Genomic DNA, 12,340 nt, shown 5'->3' with positions numbered 1-12,340 from the left:
CCGGCCTGGTCCACCGGGTACGCCCCGGCCTGCGCACTGCTCACCGGAGGGAGTCTACGGCCGCGCCGACGGCCACGGACGCGGTCGGTCCGGGTCCTGCGGCCGGTCGGTCCGGGTCCTGCGGCGGATCGGGGCGACCGGCGGGCCGGATGCGACCGGATCCGCTCGTCCCGCCCCCGCGACGACGGTGCGCCCGCCCCCGGAGTCGGGGACGGGCGCACCGGTCGATCGACCGTTGACTGACTGCTCAGTCGTCGCCCTGGAAGTAGCTCAGCAGGCGCAGGATCTCGATGTAGAGCCAGACCAGGCTGACCAGGATGCCGAAGGCGGCCACCCAGGAGTAACGCTGGGGCAGCCCCATCCGGATGCCCTCCTCGACCTCGTGGAAGCTCAACACGAAGCTGAGCGAGGCCACCACGATGCAGACCAGGCTGAAGCCGATGGCCAGCGGGCTGCCGTCCCGCAGCCCGGTCTCGATGCCGAACAGCGCCAGCACCAGGTTGACCAGCATCACCGCGAAGAGGCCGACCATCACCGCGATCATGCCGCGCACGAACTTCGGGGTGGCCCGGATGACGCGCGCCTTGTAGAGCATGGCCATCAGGAAGAACACGCCGAAGGTGGCGGTGGTGGCCTGGAGCACGATGCCGTCGTAGAGCGACTCGAAGGCCTTGCTCACCATGCCGACGAACACGCCCTCGACGACCGCGTACGTGACGACGAGAGCCGGGTTGGCCATCCGGGAGAAGGAGATGATCATGCCGAGCACGAGGCCGACGACGGCGGCCCCGATCCAGGCGACACCGACCAGCGCGTCGGGCACGAGCACCCAGGCGGCCGCGGCGGAGGCACCGAGGATGCCGAGGAGCAGGACGGTCTTGACCACGACGTCGTCGAGCGACATCGGCGTCACGGTGGGCGGTGCGGCCGGGTAACCGGGGGCCGCCGGGTAGCCCGCACCCGGGTACTGCTGGGGGTAACCGGGCTGACCGTACGGCCCGGCCGGGGCGTACCCGGCCGCCCGCTCCCGCTCAGCCGCCTGGCCGAGCCGGGCGAGCACCGGGTTCGAGGTCTTCACTTTCAGCCTCCCTCAGGGGGTCGATGCACGGTAAACGTGCCTGTCCAGGGTAAACCGCCGGGCCGACCTCTTGGTGATCACCAGGCTGAAGGGAAGCTGAGAGTCTGGTGCCCGGGGCGGGGGTCGAACCCGCACGCCTTGCGGCAGCCGCTTTTAAGGCGGCCGTGTCTGCCTTTCCACCACCCGGGCGGGTGACCCACCGGCGCGTCGACACGCGGCAGTGCAGTGTCACGGTAGCCGGTCTCACCCAACCCGGCGTACCCCGATACCTTCCCGGCACTATGGTCGAGGCCGTGAGCAGCGCAGCCTGTGCCGACCAGGACGCCGGGCACGGCCGGGACGCCACCCCGGCCGTCGACACGGTGTCCGTCCCCCGGCGGGCCCGGCTCGTCGCCGCGGCCCACCGGAACCGGGTGGACCTGCTGGTCGGTCTGGGCTTCCTGGTCCTCGCCGGAGTGCTCACCCACGGGCTCTGGCCGGACCCGTCCGGCCGGACGCTGGCGCTCAACCCGGAGGACCAGACCCTCTACGAGTTCTTCCTGGCCGTCGACTCCCGTGCACTCCTCGGTGACCTCGGTCTGCTCACCCACCGGCTCAACGCCCCCGACGGGGTCAACCTGATGGCCAACACCTCGGTCATCGCGCTCGGGGTGCTCTTCGCCCCGGTCACCCTGGCCTTCGGCGCGCCGACCACGTTCGCGCTGCTCGCCGGCCTGAACCTGGCCGGCACCGCGATCGCCTGGTACGCGCTCTACGTCCGGGTGCTGCGGGCCGGCCGGCTGGCCGCCGCGATCGGCGCCGGCCTCTGCGGCTTCGGGCCGGGCATCGTGTCGCAGACCAACAGCCACCTGCACATGACCGCGCAGTGGCTGGTCCCGGTGATCGTCTGGCTGGTCGTCCGGATGCTGCGGGACCAGCGGCTGGTCGTCTCTGCCCTGGGGCTGGCCGTCGTGGTGGTCACGCAGGTCTTCGTCGGCGAGGAGGTGCTGTTCCTCGCCGCGCTGACCCTCGCGGTGACGACCGTCGCCTACGCCACCGCCGACCGGCGACTCGCCCGGCGTACGTTCCCGGGTTTCCTCGCGGGGATGCTGCTCGCCACCGGAGTCGCCCTGGTCGCGCTCGCCTACCCGCTGTGGTTCCAGTTCGCCGGGCCGCAGGGGGTGGCCGACGGCATGTTCAGCCCGTACTACTTCTCGGCCGACCTGACGAGCTGGTGGACGTTCTCGCCGCTCTCGGTCGCCGGCGAGGACTCGGCGGCCCGGCTCACCACCGGTCCCGCCGAGTACAACACCTTCCTCGGCTGGCCGCTGCTGCTGGTCGGCGCGGCCTGCGCGGTCTGGCTGCGTCGGCAGCCGCTGGCGGTCGCCTGCGTGGTCGCCACGCTGGTCATGGGCGCTCTGTCGCTCGGGCCGGACGTGGTGGTCGACGGGGAGCGGACCGGTGTTCCGGGACCGTACCGGTTCCTGCTCGACGTGCCGGTGGTGGACGGCGCGCTGCCGATGCGCTTCGCGCTGGCCGTGCTCCCGCTGCTGGCCACCGTGTTGGTGCTCGCCGTCGACCGGGCGTGGCACGCCGGGGGTCGCTGGCGCGCGGTCGTCCCGGCCGCCGTGGTGGCGGCGCTGCTACCGGCGGCACCGACCCCGCTGGCCACCGAGGACCGGCCGCCGGTGCCGGAGTTCATCACCGCCGGGCACTGGCGTGACTGCGTACGCCCCGGCGGGGTGCTGGTGCCGGTGCCCGCGCCCACCCCGAAGGAGCCCTGGCCGATGCGGTGGGCGGCAGCGGCGGACGCGGAGTTCGCCCTGCCCGAGGGCTTCTTCATCGGCTCGTACGGACGGGACGGCACGGCGGCGATGGGCACGTACAAGCGACCCACGTCGGCGCTGCTGGCGGAGGTGGCCCGGCACGGCGAGCAGCCGGTGGTCAGCGAGGGACAACGCCGGCAGGCGGCACGGGACATCGCCTTCTGGAACGCGTCCTGCGTGGTGCTCGCCGCTGACGAGCGGCACGCCGGGAGCCTACGCGGCACGCTGGAGCAGCTCTACGGCCCGGCGACCCGGGTCGCCGACGCCTGGACCTGGCGCTTCTGATCGACGTCGCGCCGTCGTCGGGTGGTAGCAGGGGTCCCTTGCAGGACAGAAAGCGGTAACAGGGGACCCCTCCTACCATGCCACCTCAGGCGCGCGGGCTGGCCACCGGCTGGGACGCCTCGACGAACTCCTCGCGCGGTTCGTGCAGCTGGCCGAGCGCGACGACCTCCCGACGGAGGAAGAACGCCAGCGTCCAGTCGACCACCACGCGCACCTTGCGGTTCAGCGAGGGGATGCGGCTCATGTGGTACGTCCGGTGCATGAACCACGCCGGCCAGCCGGTCATCTTGATGCCGTACACCTGGGCGACGCCCTTGTACAGGCCGAGACTGGCCACGCTGCCCGCGTGCTTGTGCCGGTAGTTGACCGGTTCCAGGCCCCGGATCACCGCAGCGATGTTGTCGGCCATCCGGGTGGCCTGCCGTACCGCGTGCTGCGCGCTCGGCGAGCAGTACGACCCGGGCGGGCCGGTCAGGTCGGGCACCGCCGCACAGTCACCGGCCGACCAGGCGCCCTCGACGACCCGGTCGGAGTCGACCACCTGGAGGGTGGGCAGGCAGGTGACCCGCCGCCGCTCGTCGCGGGGGAGGTCGGTGGCGTCCAGCACCGGCGACGGCTTCACGCCGGCGGTCCAGACGATGGTGTCGGAGGGGAAGCTGTCGCCGTCGGAGAGCGTGACCATCCCGTCGACGCAGGACTCCAGGCGGGTGTCCAGCCGGATGTCCATGTTCCGCTTGAGCAGCTGCTGGACCGTGTACGCGCCCATGTCCCGGTCGACCTCGGGCAGCACCCGCTGGGTCGCCTCGACCAGCACCCAGCGCATGTCCGCCGGGGTCAGCTCCGGGTAGTACTTCAGCGCGTCCCGGGCCATGTCCTCCATCTCGGCCAGCGCCTCGATGCCGGCGTACCCGCCGCCGACGAAGACGAAGGTCAGTGCGCGACGGCGCACGTCCGGATCGGTGGTGGCCGCGGCCACGTCCAACCGGTCGAGGACGTGGTTGCGCAGGTAGATGGCCTCCCCGATGGTCTTGAAGCCGATCCCGTGCTCGTGCAGGCCGGGAATCGGCAGGGTCCGGGAGACCGACCCGGGGGCGACGATCACGTGGTCGTACCGGATCTCGCGTACCGGGCCGGTGATCGGCTGCACCGTGGCGGTCCTGCGGGAGTGCTCGATCCGGGTCACCGCGCCCGCGACGATGGTGCACTTGCGCAACTCCCGTCGCAACGGCACCACACTGTGCCGAGGAGAGATGTTGCCGGCCGCCGCTTCCGGAAGGAAGGGCTGGTAGGTCATGTGCGGCTGCGGGTCGACGACGATGACCTCGGCCTCACGTGAGTTCAGCTTCTTGGCCAGGCGCAGGGCCGCGTACAGCCCGACGTGCCCGGCGCCTACCACAAGGATCCGCTTCGGGTTCACGTCTGCCATCTTTCCCCGACCGGTCGGAGTAATCGCGTTCGCGGCCCTTCTCTGTGACGGAGCACCCCATGTGACCTGCGTGACCATCGCGCTCCGGTCGGTTTCACCGGCGGCGCAGCAGCCATCCCAGCAACGCCGTCACCACGACCGCTACGCCGAGCCCGCCGACCGTCACCGGCAGCATCCCCCGGTCCCCGCCGACCCCGGCGACGGTCAGCAGCAGCACTCCGGCGACTCCGGCGACGAGGACCACCCCGGCGGTACGGGTCAGCCAGCGAGCCACCAGCGCCGGGTCCACCACGGCGTCGTACGGCAGCAGTGCGGCCAGCGCGCAGAGGTTGTGCCCCAGGTAGAGCAGGGCGGTCAGCAGCAGCAGTCGCCACAGCGCGATCGGTTCCCCCTGGTCGAACGTGCCGTGGAGCCAGCCGGCGACGGTGACCAGGGCGGCGAACGTCGGCCAGAACCGCCGTGGCCCGAGCGCGGGCAGCAGCGCGGTCACCAGCAGCGCCGGCAGGGCGTCGCCGAACCAGACGTCGACCGGGAACGCCACCGTGAAGCCGACCAGCACGGTGAGGAACACCCCGACCCGGACCAGGAACGGCAGCAGGGTGGCCCGGCGGGCCGCCTGCCGTGCCGCCCGCACCCGGGCGACGACCTGTTCCACCGCGCTCACCGGTTGCCTGCCCGGGGGGCGGTGGCGAGGCGGGCCACGTCCCGGAGCACCTGGTCCAGGCTGCCGGCCCCGGCCCAGCGCACCACCGGTACGCCGTGCTCGCGCAACTGCTCGACCATCACGTCCCGGTCCAGTCGCCAGAGCCGGAACGCCACCTCGGCCCAGTCCCGCCGCCCGCCCGGCGACGGCAGGTCGGCGGGGAGGGTGTCGACCGCGACCACGAACCGACCGGAGCGGGCGAGCTGGGCGAGCATCTGCGCGGACCGCTCCTGCAACAGCGGGGTGAGCACCACCACGAGCGCGTCCGAGGAGAGCAACTGCGGGCCGAAGACCTGGTCGTCCGCCTCGTCCGGCCGGGATTCGGCAGTGACGTCGAGCAGCCACTCCAGCACGGTGAGGTACTGCCGGCGGCCGGTGGCGGGACGCAGCCGTCGCGCGGTCGGGCCGAACTCCAGCATCGCCACCCGGTCGCCCCGGTGCAGGTAGTGCTCGCCGATCGCGGCGGCGGCCCGGACCGTGGTGTCCAGCACCGAGGCGGTGCCGTTGATGCCACCGGAGCGCCCCGCCTCGGCGAGCACGTCGATCAGGAGCACCACCTCGGCGTCCCGGTCGGAGAGGGTCGCCGCGACGTGCAGCTGCTTCGCCCGTAACGAGACCCGCCAGTCGATCCGGCGGAGCCGGTCGCCCGGGGCGAAGACGCGCACCCCGGCCAGCTCGCCGCCCTCGCCGGGGCGACGGGAATGGTGTGCGCCGACCAGTCCGGCGGCCCGGGGCATCGCCTCGACCGCCTCGAACGGCTCGGTCTTCGGGTACACCGTCAGCCGGGCCGGTTCGGCCACGACCACCCGGGAGACCAGCAGCCCGTCGGCGGTGGCGGCCCCGGCGCCGGCCGGGCCGACCGGGTGCCGCCCCCAGCGCAACGCGGTGCCGGCCAGCGTCAGGTCGACCGCCTCACCGGCCGGGACGAAGGTGGCGAAGGGTCGGTCGGCGGGCCCCTGGTGCGGGGCCTCCGCGTCGAACCCGGACCGCTCGACCCGCAGCCACGGCGACACCCGGGTCCGGACCACCGCCAGGTCGTAGCCGACCCGGTCAGGGTTACCCACCGTCACCGTCGCGGTGAGGTCACCGCCCTCGACGAGGTACCCCTCGGCGGCCTGCGGCCAGACCTGCGGCGGGGCGGCCGGCCGGCGGCGCAGCGCGTACGCGGTGCCGAGCGCGAACGGGGCGGCCAGCACCACCAGGTCGACCCGGCCGAGCACCACTCCGGCGACCAGCAGCAGGCCGGTGAGCAGCACCGCCCGGCCGAGCGCCGGTGTCGGCACCCAGGCGGACGGGGGCTGCGGATCCGGGGGCGACCCGGCGGGCGTACCGGTCAACGTCCGCCCCGACCGGCGGCGTAGCTGGGCAGCGCGCCGCTGGCCGGCGCCGGGGTGGCGTCGAGGACCTCGCCCACGACGAACGACGGGTCGACGCGGCGCAGCCACATCTCCGGGCGGAGCGTGATCCGGTGTGCGAGGGCCGGCACCGCGACGTCCTTGACGTCCTCCGGCACGACGTAGTCACGGCCGCCGAACGCGGCCCGGGCCCGGGCCAGCAGCAGCAGCGCCAGCGATCCGCGCGGCGACGCACCGACCAGCACGGACGGGTGGTCGCGGGTGGCGGCGGTCAGCTCGACGATGTACCGGCCGACGGAGTCCTCGACCGCCACGTCCTCCAGGGCGGCCTGCATGGCACGCAGCGTCGTCGCGTCGACGACCGGCTTGATCTCCGCCTCCTCCCGGCGGCGGGCCATGCGCCGGCGCAGCACCTCCCACTCCTCCTCGCGCTCCGGGTAGCCGAAGGAGACCCGGAGCAGGAACCGGTCGAGCTGCGCCTCAGGCAGGGGGTACGTGCCCTCGTACTCGATCGGGTTGGCGGTGGCGAGCACGTGGAACGGCTCGTCCAACCGGTAGGTGACGCCCTCCACCGAGACCTGCTTCTCCTGCATCGCCTCCAGCAGCGCGGACTGGGTCTTCGGCGGGGTCCGGTTGATCTCGTCGGCGAGAAGCAGGTTGGTGAAGATCGGACCGGCCCGGAAGGTGAAGTCGCCGCTGCGCTGGTCGTAGAGGAAGGACCCGGTGACGTCGGCGGGCAGCAGGTCGGGGGTGAACTGCAACCGACGGAAGTCCAGGCCGAGGGCCTGGGCGAAGCAGCGCGCGGTGAGCGTCTTGCCCAGCCCCGGCAGGTCCTCCAGCAGCACGTGCCCACCGGCCAGGATTCCGGCGAGGACCAGCTCCAACGCGTCGCGCTTGCCGACCACGACCGAGCCCACCGCGTCGAGCACCGCGCGGGCCAGCCGGCCGGCCTCGGCGGGCGTGACGATCCGGTCCACGTCGTTCATCTCAGATCTTCTCCAGTTCGGCGACGATCGCCGCGAGGTCGCGCGGCGACGGGGGGCGGCGGCCGGGTACGGCGAGGAAGGTCCAGAGCCGCTCGCCCAGCAGGGCACGGGCACGGGCCGGGTCGCTGTCGCGGGTCACGCCGTGCCGGTGACGCAGTCGTTCGTCGGCCAGCTCGGCGATCCGGGGCAGGACGACCTCGGTGAACCGTTCCGGCTTGCTGGTGGCCCACTCCAGGGGCAGGGCCCAGCCGTCGACGGCGACCCGTAGCGCGTCCCCGGCGGGCGGTGCCTCGTCCGCGCCGGTCACCCGCGTGCTTCGGCGGGACGACGGCGGCGGCGCGAGCCGGCCGGTGACCGTCCGGACGCCGAGCAGGGCGAGCACCCCGGCCACCAGCACCGGCAACGAGACGGTGAAGCCGATCGCCCTGAGCACGGCGACCAGCACCGCCGTGGCCGCACCGGTGACCACCACGGTCCGCAGCAGCCAACGCAGCCAGCCGCCCCGGCGTCGCTCCGGCCGGCCGACCGGTTCCTCCTCGAACCGGAGCAGGTCGTCGATGCTCGCGGCGCCGCGCGGGGCTGAGTCGCTGGTCAAGCCGCCACGCGGGGCTGAGTCGATGCTCACGTCGGCACCTCGTCGGCGAAGACGGTCAGCTCGGCCCGGATCCGGCGCAGCGCCGCCCGGGCCTGGTCGCGCATCCGGTCGTCCACGGTGCGGGTGTCGTACCGGGCGGACCGGTAGACGTGCGCGAACTCGGCCAGCACGTCGGCGCTGACGATCGCCGGGACACCGCTGTCGGTGTCCCCGCGCAACAGGCGGCTGACCAGGTCGGTCGGGGTGTCACCGGCCCGCCGGGACACGCCGGCGGTCGCGGCGGCCTCCTCCAGCCGCACCCAGCAGGCGATCACGACGGTGCGCGGGTCGGTGGACCGGTCGTCCAGCTCGATCAGGCCGGCGTCGAGCGCGGCGACCACCTCCCGGGCCGTCCCCTCGGTTGACCGGCGGGGTCGCGCGGCGGGCAGTCCGCGCCGGTTGGTCCGGCGCAGGGCACCGCGCACCACCGTCCAGAGCGCGTAGCCGAGGGCGAGCAGGGCGGTAACCCCCAGCAGCACGACCGCGGCGGTGGTGACCCAGCCGGGGATGCGCGCGGCGGTCTCGCGGGCCGCCTCCCGGGGCTCGACCGGGAACGACGGGGAGGGCTGCGCCTCCGGGTACTCCGGAATGAACGGGACGTTCTCCGCGGCGGGTGGGATTCTGGTCGCACCGAGCGCGGAGTGCGCGGCGGCAACCGCGACGACGGCGAGCAGCACAGCCACGGCCAGGACCGGCCACCATCGGCGCAGCACGCTGAAATCCATCGTCACCGCCCCGCACAGTGTCAGTCCACCCCGGCCACCTGCTTCGCCCGGGTGAACACCTCGTCCAGCATCTGTGGTGTGAGCCGTCCGGTGAAGGTGTTCTGCTGACTGACGTGGTAGCAGCCCAGCACCTCCGGTACGGCCGTGCCGGACCAGTGTGCCCCATGGCCGAACGCCGGTCGCGGGCTGGGCGGCCGGACGCCGTACACCGCGTGCAACGCCGGCCACCAGGCGGCCCAGGCGAACGCACCCAGCGCGACCACGACGCGCAGCGTGGGCCGGACCAGGTCGAGTTCGCGGTGCAGCCAGGGCGCGCAGGTGTCCCGCTCGCCGGGGGTGGGTTTGTTGTCCGGCGGGGCACAGCGCACCGCGGAGAAGATCCGGGTCGCCCGTAGGGTCAGTCCGTCGTCCCGGGCGACGCTGGTCGGTTGGTTGGCCAGTCCGGCCCGGTGCAGCGCGGCGAAGAGGACGTCCCCGGAACGGTCCCCGGTGAAGATCCGCCCGGTGCGGTTGCCGCCGTGCGCGGCGGGGGCGAGGCCGAGGATCGCGATGCGGGCGTCGGAAACCCCGAGTCCGGGCACCGGTCGACCCCAGTACTCCTGGTCCCGGAAGGCCGCCCGCTTCGTCCGGGCCACCTCCTCCCGCCAGGCGACCAGGCGCGGGCAGGCAAAGCACCCACCGATCGCGCCGTCGAGGTCGGGCAGGTCGGCCGCCCGCCGCGCGCGGGCGGCCACCTCCTCGGCGGTACGGGCCTCAGCCAAGCCGGCTCCGGAAGAGTTCGAGGGTGCGGGCCCAGGCGCTGGCGGCGGCCCACTGGTCGAAGACCTCCGGCCGGTCGTCGTTGAAGAACGAGTGCGCGGTACCCGGGTAGTCGTGGAGGACGCAGGTGCCACCGGCGGACTCGATCGCCTGCCGGGCGGTCTGGACCCCCTCGGCGGCGGAGGTGCCGTCCGCCTCGGCGCAGTGGATGACCGCCGCCTTGCCGGCGTAGTCGACCCACTCGGGGCGCATCTTCTCCCAGGGCAGGACGGGGTAGAAGCCGGCGGTGGCGACGATCCGGTCGGAGATGGTCGCGGACCAGAGCGCCAGGCTGCCCCCGGCGCAGAAGCCCGCACAGCCGATCCCGCCGGTGACCTCGGGACGGTCGGCGAGGTAAGCGGCCGCGGCGGCGATGTCGGCCGCCGCGTCGTCCATCCGCAGTGCCGTCATCAGCCGCTTCGCCTCCTCCGCGTCGTCGGTCGAGGCACCGTGGTAGAGGTCCGGCGCGAACGCCACGAACCCGGCCTCGGCGAACCGGTCGGCAACCGCGGTGATGTGCGGGACGAGACCCCACCGTTCCTGGATGACGATGACCGCCGGGCTGGTCGCACCGCCGGAGGGTATCGCGAGGTAGCCCTCACCCGTCGCACCGTCGTGGCGGTAGGTCACCATCTCACCCATCGGGCATCCTCCTAGCGGTCAGTCACCGTTGGCTGGTCGCGCGGGTACCTGCCGGTAGCGTGCCACGCGCCGGCCGCCCGGGAAAGACACCGACGGAGTGGGATTCACCTCCTGTTCAACTGCTCCGGGGAGCCATCGGCTCAGCGGTGGGGCACCAGACAGAGCAGGTACCCCGTGCCGCCGGGCGGGATGCTGCTGTAGGTGTAGTAGGTGCCGCCCTCGGCGACGAACGGCTCGCACCGACGGCCGTCGCGCACCTGTTCCTCGGTCTGCCCGTCGAGCCGCCCGACCACGTCGTACGCGGCGTCCGGAGAGGCGCATGCGGCCACCCGCGCCTCCGCGGCCCGGCGCTGCCCGCCCTCGGCCACGTCGGGCAGCGCGGCCAGGCAGTCCCCCACCCGGGCGTCGGCGGTCCGGTCCGGGGTCAGCAGGCGGTCCGCGACGTCGTAGCCTCCTGGCTGCGCCCTGGACCCGTCCGCCGCGCCACGGAACTGTCGGCTCAGCCGGCGGGACGGGACTCCGTCGAGGTCGGGGTCGGCGCATCGCTCCGGGTCGCCGGGCCGCTCGGGCTCGCCGGGTCGCCCGGCGACGCCGTACCGCTCGGTGTGGCGTCCGGTCGCACCGCACCGCCCGGGGCGGCACCCGGCGTCGCGGTCGGGCCGGTGGGCGTCGCATCCGGCGTAGGGAACTGGAACGGGGCCCGCTCCGGGCAGTACGGGTACGGCTGCCGCATCGGGTCGTCGATCGGCTCGGGATCCGACTGACGGCAGTCCGGCCAGCCGAGCCGGATCGGGGCACCGTTCTGGTCGAAGAGGCGGGCATCCCGCACCAGCCGGCCCTCGCTGTCGTACACGAAGACGTCCTGGATGTGCGAGTACTGGTCGTCCACGGACACCGAGTCGTAGCCGTCGTACCCGCCCCAACGGGCCCGGCCGTCGACGGTGGTGACCCCGACCAGGCCGAAGAGGACCATCCCCAGCGAGCCGGCGAGCACCAGTCGGCGCGGCCACCGGGAGAGCCGGTCGGCGTTGCGGCCGAGCCAGAGCGAGCCGACCACGCACCCGGCCAGGAGCACCAGGCCGCCCAGGTTGCTTCCACCGAGCCGGGGCAGCACCCCCGGGCTGCCACCGGTGGCCACGGCCACCAGCATGGCGGCGAGGTAGGCCCGGACCAGCCACCAGGCGGGACGGAGCAGCCTCAGGTAGTCCGAGGCTGCGGCGTACCCCAGCGGCGGCCCGAGCCGGACGTCGAGGACGCGCAGCCGGGCACGGAGCCCGACCACGAGCCCGGCGACCCGCTGGTCCAGGTTGCGTCCGGGGTGCACCGGGGCACCGGCAGCGGCCCGCAGCTCCGCCGCGTACGCCTCGGGCTCGCCGAGCCGGTCGACCAGCGAGCCCCCACTCTCGGCGGCGACCTCGGCGAGGTGCTCCGGAAGGTCCTCGGTCAACTCGTCCCGCCGCGCCGGGGGCAGGTCGGCCAACGCGGCCCGGACCCGCTCGACGTACGCCGTGATCTCCTGCTCCATGACGGTCATGCCGCCGTCCCCCGATCGTCGAGCAGTGCGTCCATGGTGGTGGCGAACGAGCGCCAGAGCTTGCCCGACCGGCGCAGCTGGTCCCGCCCGGCCGCGTTCAGCGAGTAGTACTTCCGGTGCGGACCGGACTCGCTCGGCACGACGTAGGCGGTCAGCAGGCCGGCCGCGAAGAGTCGCCGCAGCGTGCCGTAGACCGAGGCGTCCCCGACCTCCTCCAGCCCGGCCGCGCGCAGCCTGCGCAGGATGTCGTAGCCGTAGCCGTCCTCCTCCCGGAGCACGGCGAGGACCGCGAGATCCAGTACGCCCTTGAGGAGCTGGGTGGTGTCCACGCGCCGCACACTACTGTGCGATACACAGTAGGGTCAACCG

General features: G+C 73.6%; 13 protein-coding genes and 1 tRNA gene. 1 reads left to right on the top strand and 13 read right to left on the bottom strand.

The features are described from left to right. Nucleotides 1-247: 247 nt before the first annotated feature. Nucleotides 248-1,078, bottom strand: coding sequence for a Bax inhibitor-1/YccA family protein (locus GA0074694_RS12400; protein WP_091457282.1), 831 nt, complete (start codon nt 1,076-1,078; stop codon nt 248-250). A 105-nt stretch (nt 1,079-1,183) separates the two neighbouring features. Next, nucleotides 1,184-1,267: transfer RNA gene (locus tag GA0074694_RS12395), tRNA-Leu, on the bottom strand. Between the two features lie 104 nt (nt 1,268-1,371). Between GA0074694_RS12395 and GA0074694_RS12390 the strand changes: the two genes are divergently transcribed. Further along, nucleotides 1,372-3,168 carry a hypothetical protein gene (locus GA0074694_RS12390; RefSeq protein WP_245714656.1) on the top strand — a complete coding sequence of 599 codons (1,797 nt, stop codon included), beginning with the start codon at nt 1,372-1,374 and terminating at the stop codon, nt 3,166-3,168. 85 nt (nt 3,169-3,253) lie between these two features. On the opposite strand, the gene GA0074694_RS12385 is transcribed toward GA0074694_RS12390, so the two are convergent. From GA0074694_RS12385 to GA0074694_RS12335, 11 genes are all read right to left on the bottom strand, one after another. Further along, nucleotides 3,254-4,585 carry an NAD(P)/FAD-dependent oxidoreductase gene (locus GA0074694_RS12385; RefSeq protein WP_091457278.1) on the bottom strand — a complete coding sequence of 444 codons (1,332 nt, stop codon included), beginning with the start codon at nt 4,583-4,585 and terminating at the stop codon, nt 3,254-3,256. 103 nt (nt 4,586-4,688) lie between these two features. Continuing rightward, a complete protein-coding gene (locus tag GA0074694_RS12380; RefSeq protein WP_091457275.1) occupies nt 4,689-5,249 on the bottom strand; it encodes a hypothetical protein in 561 nt (186 codons plus the stop codon). 5 nt (nt 5,250-5,254) lie between these two features. Further along, nucleotides 5,255-6,634, bottom strand: a complete 1,380-nt coding sequence (locus GA0074694_RS12375; protein WP_091457271.1) for a DUF58 domain-containing protein — start codon at nt 6,632-6,634, stop codon at nt 5,255-5,257. After that, nucleotides 6,631-7,638, bottom strand: coding sequence for an AAA family ATPase (locus GA0074694_RS12370; protein ID WP_091457268.1), 1,008 nt, complete (start codon nt 7,636-7,638; stop codon nt 6,631-6,633). Before GA0074694_RS12370 ends, GA0074694_RS12375 begins: the two co-directional genes overlap by 4 nt. A 1-nt stretch (nt 7,639) precedes the next feature. Further along, nucleotides 7,640-8,257 carry a hypothetical protein gene (locus GA0074694_RS12365; protein WP_425413616.1) on the bottom strand — a complete coding sequence of 206 codons (618 nt, stop codon included), beginning with the start codon at nt 8,255-8,257 and terminating at the stop codon, nt 7,640-7,642. 2 nt (nt 8,258-8,259) lie between these two features. Further along, on the bottom strand, nt 8,260-8,997 hold the full coding sequence (locus GA0074694_RS12360) for a DUF4129 domain-containing protein (protein WP_091459041.1): 738 nt from the start codon (nt 8,995-8,997) through the stop codon (nt 8,260-8,262). 20 nt (nt 8,998-9,017) lie between these two features. Next, nucleotides 9,018-9,758, bottom strand: a complete 741-nt coding sequence (locus GA0074694_RS12355; RefSeq protein WP_342670922.1) for a uracil-DNA glycosylase — start codon at nt 9,756-9,758, stop codon at nt 9,018-9,020. After that, a complete protein-coding gene (locus GA0074694_RS12350; protein WP_091457264.1) occupies nt 9,751-10,437 on the bottom strand; it encodes a dienelactone hydrolase family protein in 687 nt (228 codons plus the stop codon). The genes GA0074694_RS12355 and GA0074694_RS12350 overlap by 8 nt, the downstream gene beginning before the upstream one ends. 140 nt (nt 10,438-10,577) lie before the next feature. After that, the gene (locus tag GA0074694_RS31595) at nt 10,578-10,835 is read right to left on the bottom strand and encodes an LppU/SCO3897 family protein (protein WP_091457261.1); all 258 of its coding nucleotides are present in this window, start codon (nt 10,833-10,835) and stop codon (nt 10,578-10,580) included. Nucleotides 10,836-10,936: 101 nt separating this feature from the next. Beyond that, entirely contained in the window at nt 10,937-11,971 is a 1,035-nt protein-coding gene (locus GA0074694_RS12340; RefSeq protein WP_091457257.1) for an HAAS signaling domain-containing protein, read from the bottom strand. Continuing rightward, nucleotides 11,968-12,300: a PadR family transcriptional regulator gene (locus GA0074694_RS12335; protein WP_091457254.1), complete on the bottom strand. Its 333-nt coding sequence runs from the start codon at nt 12,298-12,300 to the stop codon at nt 11,968-11,970. Before GA0074694_RS12335 ends, GA0074694_RS12340 begins: the two co-directional genes overlap by 4 nt. Nucleotides 12,301-12,340: the final 40 nt, after the last annotated feature.

This window comes from Micromonospora inyonensis (assembly GCF_900091415.1).
GTDB lineage: Bacteria > Actinomycetota > Actinomycetes > Mycobacteriales > Micromonosporaceae > Micromonospora > Micromonospora inyonensis.
Note: the sequence above shows the minus strand (reverse complement) of the source record. Positions and strands in the feature narration are given on the sequence as shown.